Origin of the sequence: Streptomyces sp. NRRL B-1347 (assembly GCF_000720325.1) — a bacterium.
Lineage (GTDB): Bacteria > Actinomycetota > Actinomycetes > Streptomycetales > Streptomycetaceae > Streptomyces.
Window position 1 is genome coordinate 14,754 of record NZ_JOJM01000074.1, and the last position, 24,654, is coordinate 39,407.

Annotated in this window: 24 protein-coding genes and 1 pseudogene; 9 read left to right on the top strand and 16 right to left on the bottom strand. The window is 69.6% G+C overall.

The window, feature by feature from the left end:
- Position 1 precedes the first annotated feature (1 nt).
- Together IG74_RS0138020 and IG74_RS0138025 are read left to right on the top strand one after the other, a co-directional pair.
- Positions 2 to 970: an ABC transporter ATP-binding protein gene (locus IG74_RS0138020; protein WP_030686839.1), complete on the top strand. Its 969-nt coding sequence runs from the start codon at positions 2 to 4 to the stop codon at positions 968 to 970.
- 10 nt (positions 971 to 980) lie between these two features.
- The gene (locus IG74_RS0138025; protein WP_051856249.1) at positions 981 to 1,835 is read left to right on the top strand and encodes a DUF1707 SHOCT-like domain-containing protein; all 855 of its coding nucleotides are present in this window, start codon (positions 981 to 983) and stop codon (positions 1,833 to 1,835) included.
- Positions 1,836 to 1,865: 30 nt separating this feature from the next.
- On the opposite strand, the gene IG74_RS0138030 is transcribed toward IG74_RS0138025, so the two are convergent.
- The 4 genes from IG74_RS0138030 to IG74_RS0138045 form a co-directional block, all read right to left on the bottom strand.
- The gene (locus tag IG74_RS0138030; RefSeq protein WP_030686844.1) at positions 1,866 to 2,240 is read right to left on the bottom strand and encodes a hypothetical protein; all 375 of its coding nucleotides are present in this window, start codon (positions 2,238 to 2,240) and stop codon (positions 1,866 to 1,868) included.
- A gap of 56 nt (positions 2,241 to 2,296) precedes the next feature.
- Complete coding sequence (locus tag IG74_RS0138035; protein ID WP_420710012.1) at positions 2,297 to 2,683, bottom strand: roadblock/LC7 domain-containing protein; 387 nt, start codon at positions 2,681 to 2,683, stop codon at positions 2,297 to 2,299.
- A gap of 100 nt (positions 2,684 to 2,783) precedes the next feature.
- Positions 2,784 to 3,629 (bottom strand): transcriptional regulator, encoded by an 846-nt coding sequence (locus tag IG74_RS0138040; RefSeq protein ID WP_234334578.1) that lies wholly within the window; start codon positions 3,627 to 3,629, stop codon positions 2,784 to 2,786.
- Positions 3,626 to 4,030, bottom strand: coding sequence for a hypothetical protein (locus IG74_RS0138045; protein ID WP_030686851.1), 405 nt, complete (start codon positions 4,028 to 4,030; stop codon positions 3,626 to 3,628). Before IG74_RS0138045 ends, IG74_RS0138040 begins: the two co-directional genes overlap by 4 nt.
- Positions 4,031 to 4,467: 437 nt before the next feature.
- Here IG74_RS0138045 and IG74_RS46620 point away from each other — a divergent pair, with 437 nt between their 5' ends.
- Genes IG74_RS46620 through IG74_RS0138060 form a run of 3 tightly spaced genes read left to right on the top strand, consistent with a single transcriptional unit; the run spans position 4,468 to position 6,304 of the window.
- Entirely contained in the window at positions 4,468 to 5,442 is a 975-nt protein-coding gene (locus tag IG74_RS46620; RefSeq protein ID WP_051856251.1) for a hypothetical protein, read from the top strand.
- A gap of 51 nt (positions 5,443 to 5,493) precedes the next feature.
- Positions 5,494 to 5,868, top strand: coding sequence for a roadblock/LC7 domain-containing protein (locus IG74_RS0138055; RefSeq protein WP_030686862.1), 375 nt, complete (start codon positions 5,494 to 5,496; stop codon positions 5,866 to 5,868).
- Positions 5,869 to 5,872: 4 nt separating this feature from the next.
- Entirely contained in the window at positions 5,873 to 6,304 is a 432-nt protein-coding gene (locus tag IG74_RS0138060; RefSeq protein ID WP_030686864.1) for a hypothetical protein, read from the top strand.
- Between the two features lie 118 nt (positions 6,305 to 6,422).
- Here the strand turns inward: IG74_RS0138060 and IG74_RS0138065 are convergent, their stop codons facing one another.
- On the bottom strand, positions 6,423 to 7,946 hold the full coding sequence (locus IG74_RS0138065) for a DEAD/DEAH box helicase (protein ID WP_420710014.1): 1,524 nt from the start codon (positions 7,944 to 7,946) through the stop codon (positions 6,423 to 6,425).
- Here IG74_RS0138065 and IG74_RS53745 point away from each other — a divergent pair.
- Positions 7,939 to 8,211: a hypothetical protein gene (locus IG74_RS53745; RefSeq protein WP_234334580.1), complete on the top strand. Its 273-nt coding sequence runs from the start codon at positions 7,939 to 7,941 to the stop codon at positions 8,209 to 8,211. The two genes, IG74_RS0138065 and IG74_RS53745, sit on opposite strands and share 8 nt — an antisense overlap.
- Here IG74_RS53745 and IG74_RS0138075 read toward each other — a convergent pair.
- Both IG74_RS0138075 and IG74_RS0138080 read right to left on the bottom strand, forming a co-directional pair.
- Positions 8,208 to 8,411, bottom strand: coding sequence for a cold-shock protein (locus IG74_RS0138075; RefSeq protein ID WP_007502648.1), 204 nt, complete (start codon positions 8,409 to 8,411; stop codon positions 8,208 to 8,210). The genes IG74_RS53745 and IG74_RS0138075 overlap by 4 nt on opposite strands.
- Before the next feature lie 185 nt (positions 8,412 to 8,596).
- Positions 8,597 to 9,931 carry an SGNH/GDSL hydrolase family protein gene (locus tag IG74_RS0138080; protein WP_030686879.1) on the bottom strand — a complete coding sequence of 445 codons (1,335 nt, stop codon included), beginning with the start codon at positions 9,929 to 9,931 and terminating at the stop codon, positions 8,597 to 8,599.
- A gap of 234 nt (positions 9,932 to 10,165) precedes the next feature.
- On the opposite strand from IG74_RS0138080, the gene IG74_RS0138085 reads away from it, so the two are divergent.
- Positions 10,166 to 11,527, top strand: coding sequence for a DUF445 domain-containing protein (locus IG74_RS0138085; RefSeq protein ID WP_030686881.1), 1,362 nt, complete (start codon positions 10,166 to 10,168; stop codon positions 11,525 to 11,527).
- Between the two features lie 210 nt (positions 11,528 to 11,737).
- A complete protein-coding gene (locus IG74_RS0138090) occupies positions 11,738 to 12,178 on the top strand; it encodes a hypothetical protein (protein WP_051856257.1) in 441 nt (146 codons plus the stop codon).
- Between the two features lie 20 nt (positions 12,179 to 12,198).
- Here the strand turns inward: IG74_RS0138090 and IG74_RS0138095 are convergent, their stop codons facing one another.
- From IG74_RS0138095 to IG74_RS0138130, 9 genes are all read right to left on the bottom strand, one after another.
- A complete protein-coding gene (locus IG74_RS0138095; RefSeq protein ID WP_030686885.1) occupies positions 12,199 to 12,507 on the bottom strand; it encodes a hypothetical protein in 309 nt (102 codons plus the stop codon).
- A 104-nt stretch (positions 12,508 to 12,611) separates the two neighbouring features.
- Positions 12,612 to 13,961, bottom strand: coding sequence for a DNA cytosine methyltransferase (locus IG74_RS0138100; protein ID WP_234334581.1), 1,350 nt, complete (start codon positions 13,959 to 13,961; stop codon positions 12,612 to 12,614).
- Positions 13,962 to 13,970: 9 nt separating this feature from the next.
- Positions 13,971 to 15,818 (bottom strand): DNA cytosine methyltransferase, encoded by a 1,848-nt coding sequence (locus tag IG74_RS54490; RefSeq protein ID WP_324607529.1) that lies wholly within the window; start codon positions 15,816 to 15,818, stop codon positions 13,971 to 13,973.
- The gene (locus tag IG74_RS52925; RefSeq protein ID WP_199818947.1) at positions 15,815 to 16,711 is read right to left on the bottom strand and encodes a hypothetical protein; all 897 of its coding nucleotides are present in this window, start codon (positions 16,709 to 16,711) and stop codon (positions 15,815 to 15,817) included. The genes IG74_RS54490 and IG74_RS52925 overlap by 4 nt, the downstream gene beginning before the upstream one ends.
- The gene (locus IG74_RS0138115; RefSeq protein WP_030686890.1) at positions 16,708 to 18,705 is read right to left on the bottom strand and encodes a hypothetical protein; all 1,998 of its coding nucleotides are present in this window, start codon (positions 18,703 to 18,705) and stop codon (positions 16,708 to 16,710) included. Before IG74_RS0138115 ends, IG74_RS52925 begins: the two co-directional genes overlap by 4 nt.
- Entirely contained in the window at positions 18,702 to 19,730 is a 1,029-nt protein-coding gene (locus tag IG74_RS0138120; protein ID WP_030686892.1) for a PD-(D/E)XK motif protein, read from the bottom strand. Before IG74_RS0138120 ends, IG74_RS0138115 begins: the two co-directional genes overlap by 4 nt.
- Entirely contained in the window at positions 19,727 to 22,294 is a 2,568-nt protein-coding gene (locus IG74_RS0138125; protein ID WP_030686893.1) for a Z1 domain-containing protein, read from the bottom strand. Before IG74_RS0138125 ends, IG74_RS0138120 begins: the two co-directional genes overlap by 4 nt.
- 236 nt (positions 22,295 to 22,530) lie before the next feature.
- Positions 22,531 to 22,956: a very short patch repair endonuclease gene (locus IG74_RS50085; RefSeq protein WP_234334582.1), complete on the bottom strand. Its 426-nt coding sequence runs from the start codon at positions 22,954 to 22,956 to the stop codon at positions 22,531 to 22,533.
- Positions 22,957 to 23,070: 114 nt separating this feature from the next.
- Complete coding sequence (locus IG74_RS0138130) at positions 23,071 to 24,120, bottom strand: SEC-C domain-containing protein (protein WP_030686895.1); 1,050 nt, start codon at positions 24,118 to 24,120, stop codon at positions 23,071 to 23,073.
- A gap of 349 nt (positions 24,121 to 24,469) precedes the next feature.
- Between IG74_RS0138130 and IG74_RS54815 the strand changes: the two are divergent.
- A pseudogene (locus IG74_RS54815) lies at positions 24,470 to 24,654 on the top strand (class E sortase); the annotation flags it as partial.

Here is a 24,654-nt window from a genome sequence, read left to right on the forward strand (position 1 = left end):
CGTGGACAGCGACGCGTTCATCACCCTCGACGGCGTCGAGAAGGTCTTCGACGTCCGCAGGAAGACCGGCTTCCTGCGCCGCGAACGGCACGAGGTGCGGGCCGTCGACGGCATCACCTTCCGGGTGCCGCGCGGCGAGATGGTCGGCTACATCGGCCCGAACGGCGCGGGCAAGTCGACCACGATCAAGATGCTCACCGGCATCCTCACGCCCAGCGGCGGCCGGCTGCGGGTCGCGGGCATCGACCCGGCCCGCGAACGCACCCGGCTCGCCCGGCACATCGGCGTCGTCTTCGGCCAGCGCACCACGCTGTGGTGGGACCTGCCGCTCATCGACTCGTACCGCCTGATGCACCGCATGTACCGGATCCCGGACGCCCGGTACGCCGAGAACCTCGACCGGTGCGTCGAACTCCTGGACCTGGGCGCCCTGTTGGACGTCCCCGTGCGGCAGCTCTCGCTCGGCCAGCGCATGCGCGGCGACATCGCGGCCGCGCTCCTGCACGACCCGGAGGTCCTCTACCTGGACGAGCCGACCATCGGCCTCGACGTGGTCAGCAAGGCGAAGGTGCGCGGCTTCCTGCGCGACCTGAACGCCGAGTCCGGCACGACGGTCCTGCTCACCACGCACGACCTCACCGACATCGAGCAGCTGTGCAAGCGCGTCATGGTCATCGACCACGGGCGCCTGATGTACGACGGCCCGCTCGACGGCCTCCACGAGGTGGGCCAGAGCGAGCGCATGCTGGTCGTGGACCTGGAGCACGAACTGCCGCCCCTGGAGGTCGAGTCGGCGCGGGTCGTGCGCACCGAGGGCCCGCGGCAGTGGCTGGCCTTCCCCGCGGCCGCGTCCGCGGCCCCGCTGGTCGCCGCGGTCGCCGCGCGCTACCCGCTGCTCGACCTCTCCGTGCGCGAGCCGGACATCGAGGCGGTCATCGCCAAGATGTACGCCGACCGGGGGACCTCGTAGGCTTCGGGGTATGACGGACGCCGAGTCTTCCCAGCCACCCGCGTCGCCCCCGGCCGTCCCCGGTTCGCCGAGCCCCGAGCTGCGCGCCTCCGACGCCGACCGCGAACGCGTCGCCGAGGTCCTGCGCGAGGCCATGGCCGAGGGCCGCCTCGACATGGACGAGTTCAACGAGCGGGTGGACGCGGTGTACCGGGCCCGTACGTACGGCGACCTGGCGCCCCTCACCCGGGACCTGCCCGCCGCGGGCGCGGCCGTCCCGAAGACCTCCCTGGTCAAGCGGCCCGCCGACGGCGACGTCACGGAGATCGACTGGTCGGAGCGCGTGGTCGTGGGCGCCGAGCCCACCTCCGGCGGCGCCTTCGCCTTCTGGAGCGGCTTCAACCGCAAGGGCGGCTGGACCGTCGGCCGGGTCTTCACCTCGTTCGCCATGTGGGGCGGCGGCGAGATCGACCTGCGCGAGGCCCGCTTCGCCGAGCGCGAGGTCGTCATCCGGTGCTTCACCGTCATGGGCGGCATCCAGGTCACCGTGCCGCCCGAACTGAACGTCACCGTCAAGGGCTTCGGCATCATGGGCGGCTTCGGCGACGACGCCACGGGTGAGGGCACGCCCGGCTCCCCGCGCGTGACCGTCACCGGCTTCGCCCTCATGGGCGGCGTCGGCGTCGAGCGCAAGCTCCGCAAGGCGGAGCGGCAGCGCCTGAAGGAGCAGCGCCGCCAGGAGCGCCTGGAGGAGCGGGAGGCCCGGCGCCTGGCGCATCAGGAGCGGCACCAGGAGCGCCACGAGCTCCACCGCCGCCGGACCGAGGAGCACCACCGCCGGACGGAGGACCGGCACCACGGCACGCACGGCGGGGACGGGCAGTAGCCCGCACGCCCCCGCCGTCCGCCGCCGCGGTCAGACGTCCAGCTCCGCCTCGATGCGCCGGAGCTGGTGCCGGGCCATCGCGAGGTTCGCCTTGTCCCTGTCGAGTGCCAGATAGAGGAAAAGGCCGCTGTTGTTGCGGGACTTGAGCAGCCGGATCAGGTGGTACTGCTCGCTGAGGGTGATCAGCACGTCCTCGATCTCGCTCTTCAGGCCGAGCATTTCCATGGTGCGCACTTTGGCGCGGACCACGTCGGTGTTGCCCGCCGCGGCCACGGTGAGGTCGAGTTCCTTGCTGCCGCCCAGGGTGCCGAGGGCCATGCCGCTGCTGTAGTCGACCAGGGCCACACCGAGGGTGCCGTCGATGGCGGTCATCGCCTCTTTGAGAGCCGTTTCGGTGTTGAACATATGACTCGCACTTCCTTTTCGTCTGTTGGTGGAGCGGGCTGTGGGAGGAGTCATGGTCAGGAGTTCTCCAGTCGTTCGAGCGCCCCGTCGAGCAGTTCGCCGATGCGGGCGCTGGACCGGCGGCCCTCCAGGTGGAGCCGGCCCACATTGACGCGCGGCTCCGCGAGGAGGGTCAGGACGGCGGTGGGGCCCGCCGCGTACGCCGCGACGTAGCCTCCTTCGCCTTGGACGAGGAGCTCCCCGGCGAGTCCCTGGCCCGCGGCGTCCGCGAGCCGCAGGGCCGCCTGGAGGGCGTCCGCGGTGAGGGCGGCGAGGTGCTGTGCCCCCTCGTCGGTGGTGTCCCGGGCCAGGACGCGGCCGCCGGTGTCGGCCGCGAGGGCGCCGGTCAGCTGCGGGATCCGGGCCCGCAGCCGTCTGAGTTCGTCGAGCACGTCGGGTTCCACCGCCGTCAGCTGCCTCCTCCAGGCGCGGCGCCATGCGGCCCGCCCCCTCACGGAGCGCTCACGCCCGGGCCCGTGGCGCCGGGGCCCGTGGCGGCGGGCATCACAGGGACTCCAGGGCATCGCGGACCCGGCGGAGCAGGGCGACGTCGGGCGGGGCGAAGCCGTCCGCAGCGGAGCCGTGCGCCGCGAGCGAGCGGGCGACGGGGGAGTCCCGGAGCGGGACGTCGGGGACGTCGGGGACGTCGGGCCCCGGCGGCGCCGGGCGCGGCGGGTCGATCAGGCCCGCGACGGCCAGGCGGCGCACTTCGAGCAGGACGTGGAAGACCGGGCGGCCGAGCAGCCGCGACAGATCGGCCGGTGTGCGGCGGCCGTCGGCCAGGTCGAGCAGCGCGCGCTGGCGCAGCGGCACGCTCCCGCCGGTCGGCACCGCCCGCCGGACCAGCGGCGCCGTGTCGATGGCCGGGCCCGGCCAGGCGCTGTCGAGCAGCCGTCTGCGGCGGCGCGCCTCCCGCTCCACGGCCGCCGCGGGCACGGGCCGCACGGTGCCGATGCCGTGGCCGACGCCGCGCCGGAACCGGGTGGGCCCGCCGCCCGGGGCCAGGGCGAAGAGCGCGGCGTCGTACAGCGCGGTCAGCAGGCAGATCTCCAGCTCCCCGGGGGTGAGGTGGCCCTCGGCGACCAGATAGCCGCCGACCTGCCGCCGGGGGCCCGCGCGGCCCGCCGCCTCGTCCCAGACCGCGCGGGGCAGCCGCCCGCCCGCGACGAGCAGGACGTCGACGCCGGGGGCCGACGCGCTCTCGGCATGGCTGACCAGGCCTTCGGTGAGGTACAGCGTCCCGGTGTCGCGCAGCAGCGCGCCGGTGGCGCCCTCCGCGGCCAGGCGAAGCAGCGTCGAGGACCGTGTGGGCAGGGCCGTCTGCACCGTCGGCGGCGCGGGCGCGTTCACTCCAGGACCAGTCGTCGGGCGGCGTCCTTGAGGCACAGGCGCGCCACGGCCAGGTTCCCCGCGTCGCGGTCGAGCCACAGATGCAGGAACACGCTGCTCTCGTGGCCGGCCTCGACGAACCGCAGCAGGTGGTAGGCGGTGCGGGTGGTGACGATCAGGTCCTCGACGGCCCCGTGCGCGCCGGGGCCCGGCGGCACCTCGTCGTCCGGCGGCCGGAAGGTGCCGTACTCCACGGAGAGCCGGGCCAGCTCCGCCGCTTCGACGGCCGCCGACTCGGGCTCTCCGCGCGGCGGTTCGCCCGCCGAGCCGAGCGCGAGACCGCACGTCCAGTCGACGAGGGCGGCGCCCCGCGCACCCGGCAGGGCCATGACTTCGTACAGACACACGTCGATTCCGGACACCCGGGCTCCCCTCCCCTCGCGGCGCGGCGGCTTGCGTGCCGTGCTGCGGTGACGCGGAGGTTATGCACCTTCACAACATCTTCGGAAGGGCCTGGCGCATTCCATCGGAAGCTGCCTGAGAACGACAGGACCGTGCCGTACGGGGTCCGTTCCCTGACGTGTTTCGGCGGTACTCCGGGCGTATGAGCGAATGTCTCCCCGGAATGGGTGAAGCATAAGTAAACAGTCGCTCGATCGAAAGGAAAGCGATTCCCGATCCGCGGGCCGGACCACATTCCGTCACATTGTGCGAATGCCGCGGGAGGGCACACGCCGGTTGGTAGACATGCCCCCCTCGATGCCGTCTCGGGCATCAGTGTGAATTCTGTGCGCCCCGTGTCGCAGCGCGTCCGGGCGCACCGGGGCCGGGCGGGCGAACCCGGCAGGCAAGGGGAGTGATGTCGGACCTTCGCGGTCTCCTCGACCCGGTGGGGCACGGGCTGCTGATCCGCACCCTCGCCCGGTGCGAGGACGACGAGGTCACCGGAGACGTGCGCGTGCTCGGCAGGCCCGGCGGGGTGTTCCGCCTCAGCCGGGGGCGGGTGGTCGCGGCGGACAGCCCCGGCGCCCCGGGGCTTGAGGTACTGCTGCTGCGCTCGGGGCGGTTGAGCGACCGGGAGTGGACCGACGCCCTCGCCGGGGGCGCGGCCCCCGCCTGCCCCGGTGCGGCGCTGGTCGCGCGGGGCATCATCGGCGCCGCGGAACTCCAGGTCATCAGCGTGATGGCGCTGCGGGACGCGGTCTTCGCGATGCTCGCGGGCGAGGTCACCGAATGCGCCACGGCGGCCGCGGGGCCAGGACCCGGCCCGGCCGCGGGCGACGGCGAGGAGCCCGCCCCGCTGCTGCGGGAGGCCGCCCGCCGCCTCGCGGCGCTGACCACCCTGTCGCCCGCGGTCCTGCCCGACCGGCACCGGCTGGTACCGGCGTCGGGCACCGGGGCGCGGGCGGACGGGCTCTCGGCCGTGCGGCGGGAGATCCTCTTCCTCGCCGACGGGCGCCGCACCCCGCGCGACATCGCCTTCATGGCGGGCCGCGGCGTCTACACGGTGACCGTGGAGGCCTCCCGGATGCTCGGCGAGGGCCTCCTGGTGCGGGCCCGCACGGGCGCCGCCGTCGGCGGCCCCGGCGCGACGGGCCCGCAGGCGCCGCCCCTCGCCCGCCGCGCGGCCGGTGAGCGGGCCGGACCACCGGACGGGGACGTGCGCACCGCGGGCACGGCGGCGGACGAGGCCGACGAGGCCTCCGCCCTGCCGCGCCGCAGCCCCGGCGCGAGCGGCAGGACAGGAACTCTCGCCGGGGCGGAGCCCGCGGCGAGTTGGAAGGGGTTGCTCCGATGGGGCGGCCGGGGCCGTCCGGCGGACTCCGGCGACTAGCCCGTACCGGAACACCCATGGGTCAGCAGCACGTGAGCGAGGGGGCAGGGAATGAACCACGAGGCATTGACCACGGAAATGAGAGGACTGCGCGAGCAGTTGGCGGGGGTCACGGACACGGCGGTGGCGGCGGCCGACGGACTGCTCATCGTCTCCGACACCGACGAGGCGATCAATCCCGAGGGCCTCGCCGCGCTCGCCGCGGCCAGCCTGGGCCTGGCCCAGCGCATGGTCTCCGCGACCGAGAGGGGCACGCTGCGCAGGACGGTGTCGTACGGCAGCCGCGGCTGCGCTGCGGTGTACGCGGTCGGGGACAAGGCCCTCTTCGTCGTCCTGGGCGACGAGGGCCTCGACCTCGACCGGCTGCACCGGGAGTCCCAGCCCGTCCTGCGGCGGATCGGCACCATCCTGACGGGCAGGGCGTGAGGACATGACGGCCAAACGGATGCCACAGAACTTCTCGGACCAGTGCGCGGCCCTGGTGAAGGCGCTGCGTGAGGAGACACCGGACTGCGTCGCCAGCGGGGTCGTCGACATGGCCACCGGCATGCTGCTGTCGTTCGAGACGGTGGACTCCCACCCGCCGGAGGTCCTCGACCTGCTCTCGGGGGCGACCCTCGACCTCTTCCAGGGCCGCACCGTGGTGATGATCGAGGACGTCTTCAAGGAGCGCCGCGGCGTCAGCGGCGATCAGCACTACTTCCAGGAAATCCTGGTGAACAGCGAGCACTTGACGCATCTGTTCATCCGCATGAACGACAGCCAGGACGTCGTGGCCGTGGCCGTGTGCCGCAAGTCCGTGAACGTCGGCATGCTGTTCGCCCAGGCGCGCCGGGTGGTGAAGGCGTTCGCGGGGCTGTGAGCCGGTGCGGGCCCGGGGGCGGGCAGCGGAGAGGCCGCGTACACCGTGGTGCACGCGGCCTCTCCGCTTCGTTGAGCTTCGTTCAGCTTCGTTCAGCGCCCTCGGGCCCGAGCGCCGGTCACGCGGCTCCGGAGCCGCGGCGTCCGCCGCCGGCGCTGCCCTTGGCGCGGTCGGCCGTCGTACGCCGACCGGAGCCGCGGGTGGCCTTGCCTGCGGCGGCGGCACCGGTACCGGCGCCCGCACCGGCCGCGGTCCTGCGGCCGGAACCACGGCCGGAGGCCGCGCCCGCCGTCGTCCCGCCGGTCTTCGCCCGGCGCTCCGTGCTCCGGCCGCCGGTCGTGCCGCCGGTGCCGGTCGCGGTACCCGTCGTGGCCTTGGCCCCGCCGCCGCCACGGCGGCCGCGGCCGGAGCGCCTGCGCGGCTCGGAGCCGGACGTCCGGCCGGAGCGTCCTGCCGCCGGTGCCGTCGGCTGGGGCACCTCGATGGTGACGGCCACGCCGGAGGGCTCGCGGGCGCCGGTGATGTCGGCCAGCTCCGCGTCGCTCGACGTGACGCGGGCCGTACGGGGGCGGATGCCCGCGTCCGACATGAGCCGGGTGACGTCGCGCTTCTGCTCGGGCAGGACCAGCGTGACCACGCTGCCGGAGTCACCGGCGCGGGCCGTGCGGCCGCCGCGGTGGAGGTAGTCCTTGTGGTCGGCGGGGGGATCGACGTTCACGACCAGGTCGAGATCGTCGACGTGTATGCCCCGGGCCGCGACGTTCGTCGCCACCAGGGCGGTGACCTGCCCGTTCTTGAACTGCTCCAGGGTGCGGTTGCGCTGCGGCTGGGAACGGCCGCCGTGCAGCGCGGCCGCGCGGACGCCGACGGCCAGGAGCCGCTTGGCGAGCCGGTCGGCGGACCGCTTGGTGTCGAGGAAGAGGATCACCCGGCCGTCACGGGCGGCGATGCGCGTGGTGACGGCCTTCTTGTCGGTCTCGTCCTGGACGTGGAGCACGTGGTGCTCCATGGTGGTCACCGCGCCCGCGGACGGGTCCACGGAGTGCACCACGGGGTCGGTCAGGAACCGCTGCACCAGGCGGTCGATGTTGTGGTCCAGGGTGGCCGAGAAGAGCAGCCGCTGACCGCCGGGCCGCACGCGCTCCACCAGCTTGGTGATCTGCGGCAGGAAGCCCATGTCGGTCATCTGGTCGGCTTCGTCGAGCACGGTGACGCGGACGTCGCCGAGCACGCAGTCCCCGCGCTCCACGAGGTCGTTGAGCCTGCCGGGGGTGGCCACGAGGACCTCGGCGCCGCGCCGGAGCGTGCCGGCCTGCTTGGTGATGGAGAGCCCGCCGACCACGGTGGCGAGGCGCAGGTTCACCGCGGTCGCGTACGGGGTCAGGGCGTCCGTGACCTGCTGCGCGAGCTCACGCGTGGGGACGAGGACGAGGGCGAGGGGCGCCTTGGGCTCGGCGCGCAGGCCGGCCGTGCGCGCGAGCAGCGCGAGGCCGAAGGCGAGCGTCTTGCCGGAGCCGGTGCGGCCGCGGCCGAGCAGGTCGCGCCCGGCGATCGAGTTCGGCAGCGTGGCGGCCTGGATCGGGAACGGGGTGGTCACTCCCTGTGCGGCCAGGGTCTTCAGCAGTCCCGTGGGCATGTCCAGGTCAGCGAAGTCCGCAACGGCGGGAAGCGCGGGTGTCGTGTTCTCCGGCAGCCGGAATTCCTTCACGGACGGCGCCTGGGACGCGGACGTCTTGGACGACCGGGAGGACCGGGACGACGGGGACGCCTTGGATGACGACGCGCGCCGGTTCGGCTTCTGGGGCCTGCGGGACATGCGGGTACTTGCCTTCCTGGAAACAGCACAAACCGGGGTCCGCACCGTGACGGTGCGGACCCCGGCCAGCGGATACGCGTCCGGCGATTAGGCGGGGACGATGTTCTCCGCCTGCGGGCCCTTCTGGCCCTGCGTGACGTCGAAGGACACGCGCTGGCCCTCCTGGAGCTCACGGAAGCCCTGGGTGGCGATGTTCGAGTAGTGGGCGAAGACGTCGGGGCCGCCGCCGTCCTGCTCGATGAAGCCGAAGCCCTTTTCCGAGTTGAACCACTTCACGGTTCCCTGTGCCATGACATTCTCCTTCTAGACAGGGGCCCCATCCGGAGATGCCGGAAAAACAAATAATGCGCCCGAGGAAACATTCCCGTCAGGCGCACATAGGTTCATGGGTACCACAACTGCAACGCTGCGACTCTAACACACATACGCCCCTCGCGCGACGATCACCCTCGGGCCGCCCGCCCGCCCGGCCCGGCTCAGAGCTCGGCCGCGCCCGACCCCTTCAGGTCCGACAGGTCGAAGGCCTCGCCCATGCGGCGGAAGCCCGCGTCGCTGGGGTGGAGGCTGTCGCCCGAGTCGTAGCGGCCGAGGAGCTTGCGGGGGTCGTACGGGTCGCGCAGGGCCTTGTCGAAGTCCACGAAGTCGTCGAAGACCCTGCCGGAGCGGATCTCGGCGTTGACGGACCGCCGCACCGCATCCAGGGCGGGGGTGTAGCCGCGGTGGCCGCCGAACGGCATGAGCGTGGCGCCGACGACGCGCAGGCCGCGGGTGTGGGCCTGGCGGGTCAGCTCCCGCAGCCCGTCGAGGATGCGCCCGGCGTCGGTCTGCCGCGGGTTGCGCAGGATGTCGTTGATGCCGAGGGCGATCACGACGGCCTTGGCGCCGCTGCGGCCGAGGACGTCGCGGTCGAAGCGGGACAGACCGCTGGGGTTGCCCGCGGGCGCCTCGGCCGAGCGGCCGGGGCGCCCGTCGGACAGGACGCGGTTGCCGCTGATGCCCTGGTTCACGACGCTGTAGCGCGGCGCGCCGGCCTCCTGGCGCAGCCGGTCCGCGAGGACGTCGGTCCAGCGGCGGTTGGCGCCCATGCTGGACGTGATGCCGTCGGTGATGGAGTCCCCGATGACGACGACCGTGCCGTCGGTGTCGCTGCTGAGGACGTCCACGGCGGAGACGTACCGCCAGTACGGGCTCTGCTCGTGGTACGCCGCCCCGGTCGCGTCCTCGGCCCGGTCCCCGTCGGCCACGTACGAGATCTGGCGGGCGTGCGGGTGGTACGTCACCGGGCCCGACGGCGTCGGCGAGTACGTGGTGACCAGCAGGTCGGCGTCGTGCGGGACGCGCAGCCGCGCCGCGTCGCTGACGACCTGCCGGCCGGGCGGGACGACGACGGACGTCTCGCCCCGGAAGGTGAGGCGGCGCAGGGTGCCGGGGGCCGCGTCCGGGGTGTTGGCGGCGGCGGCCACCGCGAGGGAGGCGTGCGTGATCGTCAGCGGCTGCGCGCCGTACAGGTTCGAGAGGGTGACGCGGGCGCTGTCGCCGCCGACGCTGGTGTGCACCACGTTGCGCACGGAGCGGCCCGCCAGGCCGTTCGCCTCCGTGCCGGGCTCGGCGCCCGCCGGTGACGCGGACCAGGTCCCGACCCAGGTGCCGGCCGAGGCCGGGGCCGCGGAGTTGCGCGGTGCGCGGGGGCTCGCGCCGAGCCCGTCCTTGGCGTCGTCGGCGCCCGTGGCGCCGAGGTATATGGCGGCCGAGACGACCACGGTGACCGCGAGCAAAGCGGCCAGCAGTGCATAACCGTGACGCTTGGTCATGCGGCCTTTTTCTCCTCGGGCAGGGGGAGCCCGAGGCTCCGGTGTGATGACCCCATGATGCGCCATGGGCCGCGGGGAAGCCGACACGGCCCCCTCCGCCCACTCAGACGCCGGGAACTCGTGGTTCGTTCCGGGAGTAGGTCTGGAGGGGACCCGCGTTTCTCTCCGGAGAGGTCCCGGAAGGTCCCCGAAGGGACAATGCGTACGAGGAACCACGCGAGACGGGGCGCAGCGATGGAAAGCACGAAGGGCACGGACCGGGTCGAAGAGGCCGTGGGGCGGCAAGCCCCTGCCGTCGGCCCGCCCCAGGACGCGGGCGCCGCGGGCGCGGCCGGCTTCACCTACAGCGCCGCCGACGAGGAGAAGCGGCGCGGCGTGCGCCGGATGAAGCTCACGGCGACGGGCCTTCTCCTGTTCGTCGCGGTCGTGTACGTCCTCGCGAAGTGGGCGCAGCACGAGGGCGCGGGCGCCTGGGCCGGTTACGTCGCGGCCGCGGCGGAGGCGGGCATGGTCGGCGCGCTCGCCGACTGGTTCGCGGTCACGGCCCTGTTCCGCCACCCGCTGGGCATCCCCATCCCGCACACCGCGATCATCCCCAAGAAGAAGGACCAGCTGGGCGCGTCCCTGGGCGACTTCGTGGGCGAGAACTTCCTCTCCCAGACCGTCGTACGCCAGCGGCTGCGCGCCGTGGGCATCGGCAGCCGCCTCGGCGCCTGGCTCGCCGAGCCGGAGCACGCCGACCGCGTGACGGCCGAGCTGGCCACGGCGCTGCGCGGCGCCCTGACCGTGCTGCGCGACTCGGACGTGCAGGCCGTCGTCGGCGAGGCCATCACGCGCCGTGCGGACGCACAGGAGATCGCGCCCGGCATGGGGAAGATGCTGGAGAAGGTCGTCGCGGACGGCGGGCACGAGCGGGTCGTCGACCTGGTGTGCGTCCGCGCCCACGACTGGCTGGTCGCGCACTCGGACCAGGTCATGGACGCGGTGCAGGGCGGCGCGCCCGGCTGGACCCCCCGGTTCGTGGACAAGAAGGTCGGCGAGCGCGTCTACCGGGAGCTGCTCCGCTTCGTCACCGAGATGCGTGACATGCCCGAGCACCCCGCGCGCGGCGCCCTCGACCGCTTCCTCACCGACTTCGCCGCCGACCTGCAGTCCGACTCGGACACCCGGGCGCGCGTGGAGCACCTCAAGCGCGAGGTCCTCGCCCGCGGCGAGGTGCAGGACCTGATCGCCTCCGCCTGGTCGGCGGTCCGCCAGATGATCGTGGCCGCCGCCGAGGACGAGCGCAGCGAGCTGCGCCTGCGGGTGCGGGCGGCCCTCCTTTCGCTCGGCGCGCGGATGGCGGGGGACGCCCGGCTCCAGGACAAGGTCGACGGCTGGGTCGAGGGCGCCGCGGTGTACGTCGTGACGACGTACCGCGACGAGATCACGTCCCTCATCTCCGACACCGTGGCCGGCTGGGACGCGGACCACACCTCGAAGAAGATCGAGGCGCACATCGGCCGCGACCTCCAGTTCATCCGCATCAACGGCACGGTGGTGGGGTCGCTCGCGGGCCTGGCGATCTACTCGGTGTCGCGGCTGTTCGTGGGCTGATGGCGGGGCGGGGCGGGGCCGGGGCGGGGCCGGGGTGCGACCGGGACCCCGGCGGGCTCTGCCGGGCCCCGGCGGGTTCCGATGGGCTCCGGCGGGTTCCGATGGGCTCCGATGGAGGGGGCCGTCGCGCGGGGAACTGTGCTCGCCCGGACGGTACTTGAGTACGCGTACTCAGGCGGCACCCACGGCCCGCACGCCATCGTCGTACACATGAGCGCACTGAGCCCCCTGCCCGCCCGCCCCCTCCTGGAGCGCGGGACGGTCCGCCTGCTCGGGGCGGGCCTGGCAGCCGCCACGTACCTCCTGTTCCTGCCCTGGGACCTGCGCAACCGCGCGGATTCACCGGGCGACATCAACGAGACGACCCCCGTCACGGACATGGGCATCACCGGCGTCGTCGTCACGGTCCTGGCCCTCGCGGCCTACTTCGGCTACCGCGACCGCCTGTACTGGGTCCTCCCGGTGGTGGCCGCACCCCCGGCCGGGCTCCTCCTGGCGTCGTTCCTGACCCATGAGTCCCCGGACGCGTCGCTGTGGCCGCTGGCCTGGGTGGTGTTCGTGGTGGCAGGTGGCGGCGCCGTGCTCGCGGTGGCGGGGTTCGCGCGGCAGTTCCGGCCGGGGGCGGGCGGGGCTGCCGGAAGCAGCGCGTAGGCGCCGCTGGCCCGCTTCCGCTACGGGCGCCGGTCCGCCACGGCCCACGAGGCGAGCCCCACCGCCCCGGCGACCCCGAACACGGCGGGCCAGGCCCCCACCTTCTTGGCGAGCGGATGCGACCCGGCGAAGGCGGCGACGTACGCGGCGCCGAGCGCGACGGCGGCCGTGCCCCCGGCCCGCTCCTGCCACCCCTTGGCCGCGACGGCCCCGGCGACGGCAAGCACGACCCCACCGAGGGGCCGCTTCTTGGTGAACCGGGCGGTGGCGTACCCACCAACGAGCCCACCTGCCGCGACGACCGCCGTCGGTACCTGGACCTTCGCCATGCTTGCGCCTCGCTTCCGGGATGCCTTTGGGGCCGGTCTTTGGGCTGAGTGAAAAATCTACCTAAGCTGCCGACGTTTGAGGGCGTCAGGACCCTCTCCCTGGATCAGCCGCGCAAGAAGGAGTGGATCGCCGAGGCGATAGCGGTGCCGAGCGGGATGGGGACAGCGTTGCCGATCTGTCGAGCGATATCGATTTTCGAGCCGCACCAACGGAAATCGAGAGGGAAGCCCTGAATCCGTGCGGCTTCGTAATGGGTGATCGGGCGAGGGGCTGTCGGGTGAAGATAGCGGCCCTTCTCAGGTTTGAAGAACTCGGTTCGAATGGTCACCGAAGGCTCGCCCTTGCGGAGTCTTCCCATGACGTCACCGGAGCCGGTGTTGTGATTGTCCCAGCTCGTGGTGGAGAGGTACTTGACGGGGGTCGTCACCCCTGCAGGGCTCGGGGAGTCGAAGATTTGAATGCCGCCGTCGCTGTCAATCGTGTACCACTTTCCCTGAAGGTCCTTCCGGTTCCCGCCTTCGGGGATAGCAAGGTACCGACCTCTTGAAAGCGGCTCTGGATTGCGGCCGAAGTGCAGGTCCTTGGTCGAGAAAACACCTGGCACTACAGCATCGATCTCGACGATATGGTCCTTGCTGTCCGGCAGTTCGGTGCCACGCAGCGCAAGTTGTGACGATTCGTCGAACACGTTGTCCACCGCCTGCCAGTACGTGATACCGGCATCGATGGTTTCAAACGGTCGATCGGAGGATTCGGGACCGCGCTTCGGCCGCCGCACGTGGGTCGCACTCGGATATGCCATCGTGCGTCCGCTCACGTCACGCCGTATACCGATGACGATGGCCCGCCGGCGCGCCTGAGCTGCTCCATAATCTGCGGCGTTGAGGAGGTAGCGCTTGTTCTTCTTTTCTGGCGAGTCCATCGGTGTGTGGCCGGGAGGGTCGACGAGCAGGTAGTCCTCAAGCAGGCCGCCTTTGTCCACCTGGCTGAGCAGGTTCTGGAACTCGTCTGATTTGAGAAATCGATCAACATTCTCGATCACAAAAACCTTTGGGCGAACCTTTGCCACAATGCGAACGTAGTCTTCCCACAGACGATTTCTTTCGCTGCCCTTCTTCTCGCGATTCAGTGCCGAGAAGCCTTGACAGGGAGGGCCGCCCACCACCACGTCCGCGTGCAGCGCCTCGGGTGTGGGATCCCACTCTTCGATGTCGCCGAAGTGGACGCGGGCGGGCGGAATATCCTTGTCTGGCCTGGCTTGTCCGAAATTCACGGCATATGTGGCAGCGGCTGCGGCGTCGTGCTCCACTGCGGCGATGCTGTGAAACACGGGACCGCTGTCCTCGGCCCCCTCCGGGCGGAACGCATGGAATCCCTGGGTGAAGCCACCGCATCCAGCAAAAAGATCAATAACTGTGATGGGGGCGGATTCAAGGGGACCGGGCATGCGCATGAGGCGATCTTAGCCGTGCAGGGCGGCCGCGATGGCACGCCCGACGGCGGTGGCGACAGGGGGAGGCATGGCATGACCGATCTGGCGATAGCGCGATGTCTTGCCGCCGGAGAACTGCCAGTCCGCAGGGAACGACTGGATCGCCGCAGCCTGGTCGAGGGTCAGCTTGGGGTGCTCGTCTGCGGGGAAGTCCGCGTCCGGTGGTTCGTTGCCGAGGCTGTTGCCGTTCACGCCGAGCGTGGCCCAAGCCCTCTTGCTGCCGGTCGGGCCGAGGTCTGCCCCGCCGCGTCGTTCAGAACCCCCGACGAGAGGCGGTGCGATGCGGTCGGCGCCCTTGATCCAGCGTTCCGCACCGGGCCAACCGTTTGCGGACATGGAGCGGCCGAGTACCTGGCCGACTGTAGGAGGAGGCTGATCTGTCGGCACAGGCCATGAGAAGCGTGAGAAGTACGGGTCCCGCAGGCCCACCAAGAACCCGCTTCTGCGGTTCTGCGGCACGCCGAAGTCCGCGGCGTTGAGAACCTTCCAACTCGAGTGGTAACCGGCGCCTTCGAGCTCCGACTCGATCCAGGAACGATCGAGTTCGAAGTCGGAACTTTCCACCAGGTCCGGGACGTTCTCCAGCAGCACGGCCTTCGGTCCGATGGCGCGCGCCAGCCCGACCACGGCCCTGAGTACCTTGCGTTCCTCCGCATCTTCAGTGCGCCCGATACTGGCAGAGGATCTGACTCTGGGGAGGCCGCCGCTCACCAGATCGGCATCGAAAACATCGGGAAACATGATCGGTTGGAATTCCATGACATCCATGCAAACGACGTTCCACTCCGACCTGTTGAGATCGATCGTGAAACAGGCGTCGGCCTTGCTGTCGATGAGGATGACCGGATCGAACCCGGCGCGCTCGAGTCCCAAAGCCTGAGCTCCGGCGCCGGCGCAGACCTCGACTGAGCGCAACCGATTGGAACTGTGGGAACCCGCTGCCCTGGCTTCGACTGCAGTCGGCTCTTGTCGGGGCGACACGCTCATCGAGGGCCGGCTTCTGTCGCCACTTCGGTGCAGCCCTTGATCATTTTGTGTGGTCATGGCCGGAGCGGGCGGGGAACTCGGCCGCTGGGCATCGATGGATTCTTGGGCGACCGCATGCAATTCCTGGTGGAGCGCGTCACTCTCGACGCCGTCGAAGAGTACGAACGGGGCGAGCCGCAGTAGCCTTTTGAGGAAGTCGCGAAGGGTCTCACGCTCGTTCAGCCCAGCAAGATCGAGATCCTTCCAGACGTGGAGGATGGCCCGGACCATGTGCGGGCTTCCACCGAGAGCGGCACGGCGCGCGTAGATCTGGTCGAATGCGGCCTCGCCGAGGATCTTCAAGGCGCTGTAAGGGTCAGGGTCTTCCGAGGAACGCACGAGCTGGGCTCGCCACCACAGGCGGCCGAAGACATGGCGGGTCAGATCCGTGCCGAGGACACGATCTCTGGGTGGCTGTGGGTACCGCCAGAAGGCGACGTCCGGGAGCAGCACCAGAGAGAGGAAGGCCCAGACATCCCGGGAGGCGGCTTCTGCGGGGACCATGCCCATCTCGGCGTGCAGCAGCGCGGCGAGCCGAAGGTCGAAGTCGGCGTTGCGCGCGCGATCCGAGTCGTTGGGGAAGCCGGCTTGCACAGCGAGATCGAGCACGCTTTCGCGCAGTTCCCTGAGCTGACTCGAGGAAATCCGATCACCACCAGTGGCCACATACACCGCCGACTCATGGCTGAAGGCTGAGAGGTCGGTCAGCTTGGTGATGGGAAGGTGCCGGTATTCCTCGAAGAGCGGTCTGGCCTGTGCGGCGAGCAACCGGGGGTAGAGGAAGCTCATCATGACACCTCGAACAATTTGACGGCTGCCTGCAGGTCGGAGGCGAACAAAGCAGGAGACTGTCGCTGGCGCAGTCGAACGTCGGCGATCATCTGCCCCGGGAACAGCTGATTGAACAGGGTGACCAGGGTGGCACCCAGCGAGCCGTCTGGAAAGGCGGAGTCCTCAGCGAAGTCTTCGGTGCCGAGCGCGTGCTCGATCATGATCCGAGCGGCGTCCGCGTACACCGCCGAGAGGACGACCCGGTCCACCGGTCGCGGTTTGCCCGCGTTTTCGAACGCGGTGGCGGTCACTGTGTTGCGCTCGTTGACAAGCAACAGCAACGAACCCATCGTGGCGCTCTCCAAGCCCCCGCTGATCTGCAGGTGCCAGGCGGCGTTGCTCGGGAAGGACGTCCGATCGAAGTCGATCACAGCCATCGGGAACTGTGGCGCGTCGCCTTGGAGGCGCAGCGACTCTCGATCACTCCACAACACCGAGCCTGCCCGGCGGGGAGAGGACGGGCGCGCGTCGCCACGTCGTTCGGCCAGGACGAGAGCAGTGTCGAGCAGTAGCAGACCTCCCAGGTCGGCGCCTCGCAGGCGAATGTTCAACGTGACTGTTGCCGTGCCCTGTTCGGACAGCCGTACATGCTGTGCGGGGCCGCTGAGATTGGACCCCGTAGCTGTCCACACGGCTGAGAGCGTGAGTGGCGCGTCAGTCGGCAACCCCGACTGCGATCGCGTTCGGTCGAGGTCAACCTGGAGGGTTCTGCGTAGATGCAGGTCCATCTGGTAGTCCCAGTCAGGCAGGGCCTCGGGCATGGCCACCTCGCCGTCTTCGGTAACCAGCGACCAGCCGTCGGCGGCAACTACGTCCTCTGACGGACTGCGATAGGGAAGAACGCGCCGGGTCACTGGCCCCTCACTGCCTCGACTTTGATCCCGATCTCCGTCACGGTGTCCGGTGCGGGCCGCACGACAGCGCGCCAGACAGCCTCGGCTTCGCCCTCGATGACGCAGGTCTCGGAGTCGTGCAGCCGACCGTCCTTGTCCTCCCAACCCACGAGCACGGGCATGCTCGCCCCGATGGGGGGATCCGTCTCTCGCCCACCGGTGCCAGGAAGCGTGACGGCCAGATCGATGCGGACCCGCTGAGGACCGGGTACCGGAAGCAGGAACTCTTGGACAAGCACTGTGCCGGTGCCACGATCGTCGTAGTAGGCGTCACCGACGTACTGCACCCGTGGTCGGTGGCGCGGTGTCCCAGGCGCGCGGCTCCCCGGCCCATCAGTCGCAGAGCGCTGGTCGGAATCCACACCGGCAGGGCCCGCGGGCCCGTCGGCGGAGCGCCGCCCCGGGCCGCTCCGCACGCCTGCCGGAGCGGAGCGGCCGGGTTGATGAGATGTGGCCGCTTTTGTGTCACTCGACCTTGAAGTGTACGTGGAGGTGCTGCCCGACTTGGAGTAGGCAGTGGCGCCACCAATGCCCCAGGCTCCCCCCACCAGTCCGGAGAAGAGCGAGCTGGCTGCTCCTAGAGCGACATTGCTGGCGCCGGGACGGGTAGTGCCTCCCAGGGAAAGCAGGCTCTCCAACGATTCGCCGATGCGCCGGAATGTCGTAAGCACAAACGTGCTCTCGGGCCGTTCGAGTGACTGTGGATTCCAGGCGTCGTGCGTGGGAGGCTCGGCTTTCGCATAGATCTCATCCATGGCTTCGTCGGCCCGGAAGACACCCGCGTACCCCTGGTGCACACTCGGCGGCTTCGGGCCCGGCCGATATGTGACGACGAGTTCCGCGGGCCGCATCAAGCACACGTGATGGATGAGGTGTTCGATGTCGAGCATGCGGGAGGCGCGGCTCGGATCCAGCGGCGGCATGATCCTCTTGACCAGGCCCAGCCGCCCCAAGTGCCTCTTGGGCTTAAGGCATTGAAGGTCGATGCCGCTCGGGCCACGCATCGCCTCGTAGGCGGCAACGAACATGTTGAGCGGGCGTGTCTCCTTGGGATCGGGCACGCGGTGCTCGATGCCGTCGCAGGTGACGGCGAAGCGCATGGAGGGTGCGCTCCCGTCCTCGGGGAGCATCTTGGGCCAGAGGTGCCAGGTGATGGTCTCGGCCAGGTACTCGGCCGCCTCGGACGGAGCGAGCTCGTCCAGGTTCGGGTCGACGACGACGATGGTTGTGCCGGTCTCCTCGGGTCCGAAGGGCTTGAGACCGAGGCGCATGGCCATTGCCTCGGCCGCCCGGTCGACCAGGGGTTCCACGACGTCCCCTGAGTTGTCGCCCCACCAGTGTCGACCCGTGTAGCGACGGTCTCCTTCAAGGCCGGTGGCCACATAGCTCTTCCACAGGGCGCACCCGATGAGCCGGGTTTCGTAGTTTCCTCGCGCATCGCGGCATCGGGAGTGCACGAGGACGGTTCCCGGCTTGGACAGGAGGTAGAAAATCCCCTTGCCGAAGCCGTATGTGCCGCCGCCCAGTGCGATGTCCCGCGGTTCACCGATGTTGCGGATGAAGGATACGAAGTCCCGGTCGGCGTCTACGGCGTCATCGGCGCGAGTGGGGCCTCCAAGTCCTCGCGTGCCCCGGTCGGAGACGGCGAGGATCTGGATGGGGCCGCGTTGGAGCGTCTCACGCAGGGGGAAGTTCTTCACGTCGGTAGGGGCACCGTCAAGGAGCAGTTCCCGCCACGCTCTGGCGTGCGCGGGGCCGACCGCCCACATGTCGATGGAGTAGCTGACCGGACCTGAGGGTGGGGTCGATCGAGCGTCCCAGCTGTTTTGTGCCGACTCACGGACCAGGATGGTGAGCAGGTCGAGTTCCGGCCGCCCAAGTTGGTTGCGAATACCCTCTGCCGCGCTCGCGCCCTCTGGAGGGTAGGGCTGGGAGAACCACCTGGTCGCTGTCACACGGGCTCCTGGATCAGCTTGTCGATCGTTCGGGAGATCTCTCCAGGGGCGAGTGGAGCGGGAGCCTCACCGGACAGGTCGATGGTGTATTCGACGTCTGTGATGGATACGGGTACACCTGCGGCAGCGAGGGCTCGGCCCGTCAGTCCGGGGAAGCCGGCGTCGACCCGGTACCACCTCTCCTCTTCGACGGTGAAGCGTACGTCGCGGTAGCGAGCGGTGTCCGCAGGGTGGTGGTACCCGGCGCCTGCGAGCAACTCCAAGAGCGCGCCCTCGTCATCACACAGTTGCAGCGCTTGCTCGATCGACTCCACGAGCCCTGTGCCGACACCGCTCACGTTGGTACGCCGCAGACGGAACCAGGCCAGACAGAGGACTCCGCCCTCTGGCGCTTCGAGTTGGTCGAGTCCGTGTATCCGCGCCTTTCGGCCGTCATCGACAGTGCTGCACTTCACCTCGATGGCGGTGACGCCGGCGGCGAAGTCATGGCGATACCTGTCGGGCCCACGCCAGCATCTGTGAGCGCTCGAGTCCTTCGCGACGAGTCGGTTGAGGACAAGCAACTCGCCGTAAAGGCCGGAGAGTTGCGCGGCGTTCAACGGGTCGCTGTGAGTGCGGAAGAGGGCCTTCCAGCGGTCAAGGGCGCGGTAAAGCGCCTTGGTTGGGTTATGAGGCAGGCGTTTGGCCTCGTCCAGGACGTCGACGCACAGCTCCGTGAAAAGGTCGTTGAGGTCTTCGCGGAGGCAGGCGAGGTCGGCATAGGTCTGGTAGCTGTCCGCGCCCTCGAGCGGGCGTTTGCGCAAGAGCAGAGTGGGGCCGTTCAGGCCGGGGCGGATCTTGCGGTGGGAAGGGATCGGCACCAGAACGTGTCGATGCCTGTCGCGATCGACTGCCACTGCCAGCGGGCCGTGCTCGGAGACGACGGACAGTTCGGATACGCGCAGCCGACGGTCAGCAGTGGTCTGCTCCTCCTCGAGCCTGGCCCAGTGCTCGTCGACGGCCTTACGGAGTGAGTCGTCCCTCATTCGTCCTCGCTGTCGAGGAGGCTGAAGTCCTCTTCTTCGATCAATACGTTGGACAGGTCAGCGGAGATGTAGTTGTGCACCTCGCTGTCTTCACCGCGTGGCTCCGGGAAGACCAAGCCGACACCGATCACGTGCTCCTCGGCATTCAAGGGGGCACGCAACAGCTTCTTCCGGGGATTGCTCGACGGAATCGGCTCGGACACTTTGTCGATCGGGTACAGAACCAGCAGGCCGATGTCTGGGAGAAGCTCTCGCCGTTGCCCCGCGATGGCCTGCTCCGTCAGCTTTGACGTATCCCCAGGAAGGTCTACTGCCGCGTCGCGGCGGCTCATCAATGTCTTGATGTCAGCGAAGTCGTCAAGAGGAGTGTCGACCTTGAGCCGAGCACGGATGTTCCGCCCGACAGCCACGCCCGGGGCGAACACGAAAGCGCCCCCCTTGGGGTTGCCGACGATCGCGATGTTCCACCGACCGAGCGAGCCGGATGTGGTCACCCGCTTCTGAATGTACTTTATGATCAAATCGGGGTCGTTTTCCGGGGACTTCTCGTGAAACTTGTAACTCGAAAGGAAGTCGACGACGAAGCTGTGCGGGACGTACCGGAACACGTATCGGCCCTCTGTCGGGCGCGCCTCCGTCCTGACGGCGTTCGTGGTTGCGGCCTTGACCAGATTGCGAGCAGCATTGATGTTTCTGCTCAGCCAGTCCTCGCTGGTGTGGAAGTAGTGGGTCTGGACCCGCTTGCCACCGTACGAAGAAGCCGCGGTGACGGCGTCTTTCATCTTGGCGGCGGCGGTCACACGCAGGGCGGGGTGGGTGCGCAGTCGGACAGCGAAGGTGCGGGGAGTCTCGTCCTCGGTCATGTAGACGTCGATGTCGCGTCGCATCTCCGTCTCGACCGTGGCGAGGTGCCGGAACCACTCGGCCAACTCATCGGTCATCCAAATCCGCGGCAGGTCGGCATAGCTGTTCCGGAAGCCGAACCAACGCCCCATCTGCAGCAGTGTGTCGTATGCCGATACGGCGCGCACGAAGTAGCTGACTGAAAGGCCTTCGAGCGTCAGTCCTCGTGAGAGGGTGTTGCCGCCCACAGCGATGGCGACGACAGGTCCGTTCTCGTAGTCCAGCCGGTCCTCGCTGCTGGAGTTGTCCATGATGACGCGGCAGTTGTCGAGGACACCCGGCAACTCGGTCAGCAATTGATCGAACGGTACTTTCGTCTCGCCGAAGCTCTCTGCCGGGACGCGATCGGTCTCCTCCTCCCACGTACTGCGCAACCGGGAGAGGAACGCGGCATCCGTCAGGGACTGCGCCGACCGGTTGCGCAGGTGTTCAAGAGGTCTCTTGAAGCTGTTGTGCACCGAGGTGTTGACGCTGGTGTGGATCAGCATCGTGCTGTGCGGGTTGCCGGTCGCCCTCACCCGTCGTGCCGCCGTGGCCAACCAGAAGTACTCGACCGCCTTGCGGAGCGTATCGGTGATGACTGGTTCGAAGCCGTCGACGTCGGCCCTCGTCGCAGGCCGTACGCATGCCACGTCGTCCTCGGGGACCGAGCGGATCATGTCGTAGCCGTCGTCAAGCTGCTCAGGGTCCTCGTCGTCGAGCGCGTAGCGTCCGAAGAGGACCTCCGTGCCGAAGTGCCCTTCGGGTTTTGGAAGGTTGACGATGAAGTCTTGGGGATAGAGGTCTTCGGCGCTCGGGTCGATGAGCAGGTTCGCGAAGGGCGAAGCGGTGTACCCGACGTAGGCGGACCTCGGTAGATTGCCCATGATCCTGAGGATCAGTGGGTTGATCGAGTTCGTTGCCACGGTGGCCTGGTCTGCCTCGTCGTCGATGATCAGGGCAGGGCAGTCCTCAAGGTAGTCAGAAGCCTTGGCGAGCCATTCTGCTAGCTTGCGCAGCACCGTCGCGTTCTTCTTCACCACGCAGAGCACGTGGGTTCTGTTGTTCTTCCCGAAGTACGAAGCCGGGTTCTCCTGTGGGGTGAAATCCTTGTCCAGGCCGGTCAGCTGTGACCACATCGTGGGGTTCGGCTCGACGAGCTGCTGGACCAGGCGGGCCTGGGTCTGGCGGCGGAGACCGTTGTGGATTCCGGCCAGCACGATGAACAGCTTGTAGCCGCGGTCCGCTGCCTTGGCCATCACTGAGGTGAAGTTCGTCGTCTTGCCGGACTGCACGTACCCGACGACGAGACCTCGGGTGGAGAATGCTTGCTCCTTCGGATGGTTCAGCAGCGAGACGATGCGGGTCGAGGAATCGTCGAGATTCTTGATCGCGGGATCCTGGGGCCAATCGTCCTTGCGGAGCAGGTCAACAATTGCCGGCCAGCACTTGTCCTTGGGCTGAGGGCCCGTGTACCAGGTGTCGCGATTTCCCAGGACCACCGCGCGCGGCTCTTCGAGCTCCTTGATCCGGATGGTTTGCCGCACGTGCCGTTCGCGGATCTGCTCGATGATATCGGGGCCAATCCCGAACTGCTCCAGCCGCTTGACTGATTCAGCGGGGGAGAACTTGTCCAAGATTGCCTTGAATGTCTCGTACATTCCGTCGAACTCATCGGCCATGAGAGGCGACCATTCCCCTTGATCTCGTTCACTGAAGCATCCGAGCCGCAGCGATCCGGTGCCTCCGTGGGTTCGTTCCACGGTCGGCGCGGGTCCCTGGGTGTGTCGGAGGGCGTCGATTCCAGCTGTGGGCGCACCCTCTCGCGCAAGGTCTACACACTATTGGGTGCAGGCGAGTTCTGATGTTCGATACGGGTCACGATCGCGGACTGAATCGCGCCATTCGACGCCAGTTCCTAGGGGGGTGACGACCTTCTGGCGATCACAGTGGCTGCGACCCGGTCTGCGATCGCCTCCGCCGGCTCGTGCTCCCAGAACCTCAGTACTGTCCAGCCCTCGGAGCGCAGATGATTGGTGGTCTCCAGATCTCGTGCCATGTTCCGGTCGAGTTTCGAGCGCCACCATTGCGCGTTCGCCCGTGGGCTCGTGGCGTGTTCGGGGCAGCCGTGCCAGAAGCAGCCGTCGAGGAACACGGCGATGCGCAGCTTGCCGAAGGCTACGTCCATTGTGCGGCGAGGCATCCCCGCGACAGGTACGTGCACCCGATAGCGCAGCCCTTTGCCGTGCAGGAGTCGGCGCACGGCCAGCTCTTGTGCCGTGTCGCGGGAAGCTTGACGACTCATGCGTGCGGCGACAGCCGGGGATGAGGCGCTCGGGGGCATGGCATCAGTATGGGTTGGGTGAAGCGGAACGCGCGAGCGGGATTCGGCATCGCCACGTCGCACGTTCGGTGCCTTCACTCAGGTTCGGCTGATCTTCGATGGTGGAAAGAGGCCTCAGGCTTGTTTGCCGTGGCACTCCCCGTAGACCCGCCCCGACCCGCACCAGCAAGCCTCCGACCCCCTCGGCGGCCACTCCGCCGCCCGCCCCCGGGCCGCCAGTGTCGTCGCGTACTGGGGGAGGAGGGTCGGGTCCGACGGGGGTGTGGACTCGGAGGCGGCGAAGGCTTCGTAGGAGGGGACCGTGCCGGTGACGATGCCGAGGTTGGGGGTGCCGGAGAGGGCGAGCTCGCGCAGCGAGGCCTCTATCGTCGCCAAGTGCGCCTCGTGGGAGGGGTATTCGGTGGCGAGGTCCGGATACGCCGCCAGGAGCTCGGTGAGTTCCGTGGCGGGCCAGTGCAGGACCGCTACCGGGAAGGGGCGCGACAGGGCCTCCCGGTACGTGCCCAGTTCCGCCTGGAGGCGGGTGATCTCGGCGCGGATCTCCTCCGGGTTCTCCGAGCCGAGGGTCCAGATCCGCTTCGGGTCGTGGAGCTCGTCCAGGGGCACCGGCGTGCGGCCCGACGCCGCCGCGCGGGCCCGGTGGACGCGGTCCGCGCGCTCGTCCCAGTTGTCGTGCGGGGCGCCGAGCAGGCGCCGCACGCGGTGGCGGCCGTAGAGCAACGGGTGCGTGGCGTAGGGGGGTTCGAGGTCGGGCGCGGGGAGGAGGAGGGCCAGCGCCTGCGAGAACGTGTCCTGCGCCTGGTCCAGCTCGTCGTGGGACTCCAGGGACTCCGCCACGATCACCCACGGGGCCGGGTCCGTCGGCCGCTGGCCGCGTACGCCGTCGATGATCGCCCTGGCCTCCGCCTCGTGGCCGTACTCCCAGAGGTTCGCCGCCTTGAGCGCGCGGATCAGGGTGGGGTTCTCCGGCGGGTGCGGTGCCGACGGGGACAGCAGCTGGTCGTAGAGCGTCGTCGCGCGGTCTCGGGCGTCGGCCAGCTCCAGATGGGCCGCGGCCTGCAGCAGCAGGTGTTCCGCGTCCTCCGGGTAGAGGCCCGCGGTGCGCTCCAGGCGCTCCGCTTCGGCGATGTGGTCGACGTGGTCGGCAGGCGTGTCGGGGCGCATGGGTGACACCGTACTGCCGTACCCGGGGCGGGGTGTATGGGCCTCGTCGTCGGTGTGGCCCGGGGTTTTCCGGCGGCCCGGCCGCGACGGCGCGTTCGTGGGGCTGGTCTCTTCGCCGCCGTGCCCCTATCTTGCGGCCCTGCCGAGTCGCCGGGAGGAGGCCGGGGTGGTTCGCGTCGTCACGCATCGAACCCGGCGGGGTCCACGCTCCCGCCGCCCGTCGCCGCGCCGCCCGTCGTCCCGGCGCCTGTCGTCCCATCGCCCGTGGTCCCGCCGTCCACCGCCCCGCCGCTCCTCCCTCGCCCGCTCCCTCTGGTGCGCCGCCGAGCTCCTCGTCACCCTCGGCCTCGTGCTCCTCCTCCTCGTCGTGCACCAGCTGTGGTGGACCAATCGCCAGGCCCGGGCCGGTGCGCAGGCCGCCGTCCAGCGGCTGGAGGAGGAGTGGGGCGGACATCCGGCCGTTCCCAGTGCGTCCGATCCCCCGGACGGTCAGAGCAAGGCGCCCCCCGCCCCCGCCTCCGCCTCCCCTCGAAC

Excerpts from the sequence above, each read along its gene's own strand:
- IG74_RS0138090 (WP_051856257.1), top strand. The coding sequence starts at position 11,738 with ATGAGCGCACTGAGCCCCCTGCCCGCCCGCCCCCTCCTGGAGCGCGGG.
- IG74_RS0138025 (WP_051856249.1), top strand. The coding sequence starts at position 981 with ATGACGGACGCCGAGTCTTCCCAGCCACCCGCGTCGCCCCCGGCCGTC.
- IG74_RS53745 (WP_234334580.1), top strand. The coding sequence starts at position 7,939 with ATGTCCAGGTCAGCGAAGTCCGCAACGGCGGGAAGCGCGGGTGTCGTG.
- IG74_RS0138085 (WP_030686881.1), top strand. The coding sequence starts at position 10,166 with ATGGAAAGCACGAAGGGCACGGACCGGGTCGAAGAGGCCGTGGGGCGG.
- IG74_RS0138060 (WP_030686864.1), top strand. The coding sequence starts at position 5,873 with ATGACGGCCAAACGGATGCCACAGAACTTCTCGGACCAGTGCGCGGCC.
- IG74_RS0138030 (WP_030686844.1), bottom strand. The coding sequence starts at position 2,240 with ATGTTCAACACCGAAACGGCTCTCAAAGAGGCGATGACCGCCATCGAC.
- IG74_RS0138095 (WP_030686885.1), bottom strand. The coding sequence starts at position 12,507 with ATGGCGAAGGTCCAGGTACCGACGGCGGTCGTCGCGGCAGGTGGGCTC.
- IG74_RS0138125 (WP_030686893.1), bottom strand. The coding sequence starts at position 22,294 with ATGGCCGATGAGTTCGACGGAATGTACGAGACATTCAAGGCAATCTTG.
- IG74_RS54490 (WP_324607529.1), bottom strand. The coding sequence starts at position 15,818 with ATGATGAGCTTCCTCTACCCCCGGTTGCTCGCCGCACAGGCCAGACCG.
- IG74_RS0138080 (WP_030686879.1), bottom strand. The coding sequence starts at position 9,931 with ATGACCAAGCGTCACGGTTATGCACTGCTGGCCGCTTTGCTCGCGGTC.
- IG74_RS50085 (WP_234334582.1), bottom strand. The coding sequence starts at position 22,956 with ATGCCCCCGAGCGCCTCATCCCCGGCTGTCGCCGCACGCATGAGTCGT.
- IG74_RS46620 (WP_051856251.1), top strand. The coding sequence starts at position 4,468 with ATGTCGGACCTTCGCGGTCTCCTCGACCCGGTGGGGCACGGGCTGCTG.
- IG74_RS0138075 (WP_007502648.1), bottom strand. The coding sequence starts at position 8,411 with ATGGCACAGGGAACCGTGAAGTGGTTCAACTCGGAAAAGGGCTTCGGC.
- IG74_RS0138100 (WP_234334581.1), bottom strand. The coding sequence starts at position 13,961 with ATGCGCATGCCCGGTCCCCTTGAATCCGCCCCCATCACAGTTATTGAT.
- IG74_RS0138130 (WP_030686895.1), bottom strand. The coding sequence starts at position 24,120 with ATGCGCCCCGACACGCCTGCCGACCACGTCGACCACATCGCCGAAGCG.
- IG74_RS0138055 (WP_030686862.1), top strand. The coding sequence starts at position 5,494 with ATGAACCACGAGGCATTGACCACGGAAATGAGAGGACTGCGCGAGCAG.
- IG74_RS0138120 (WP_030686892.1), bottom strand. The coding sequence starts at position 19,730 with ATGAGGGACGACTCACTCCGTAAGGCCGTCGACGAGCACTGGGCCAGG.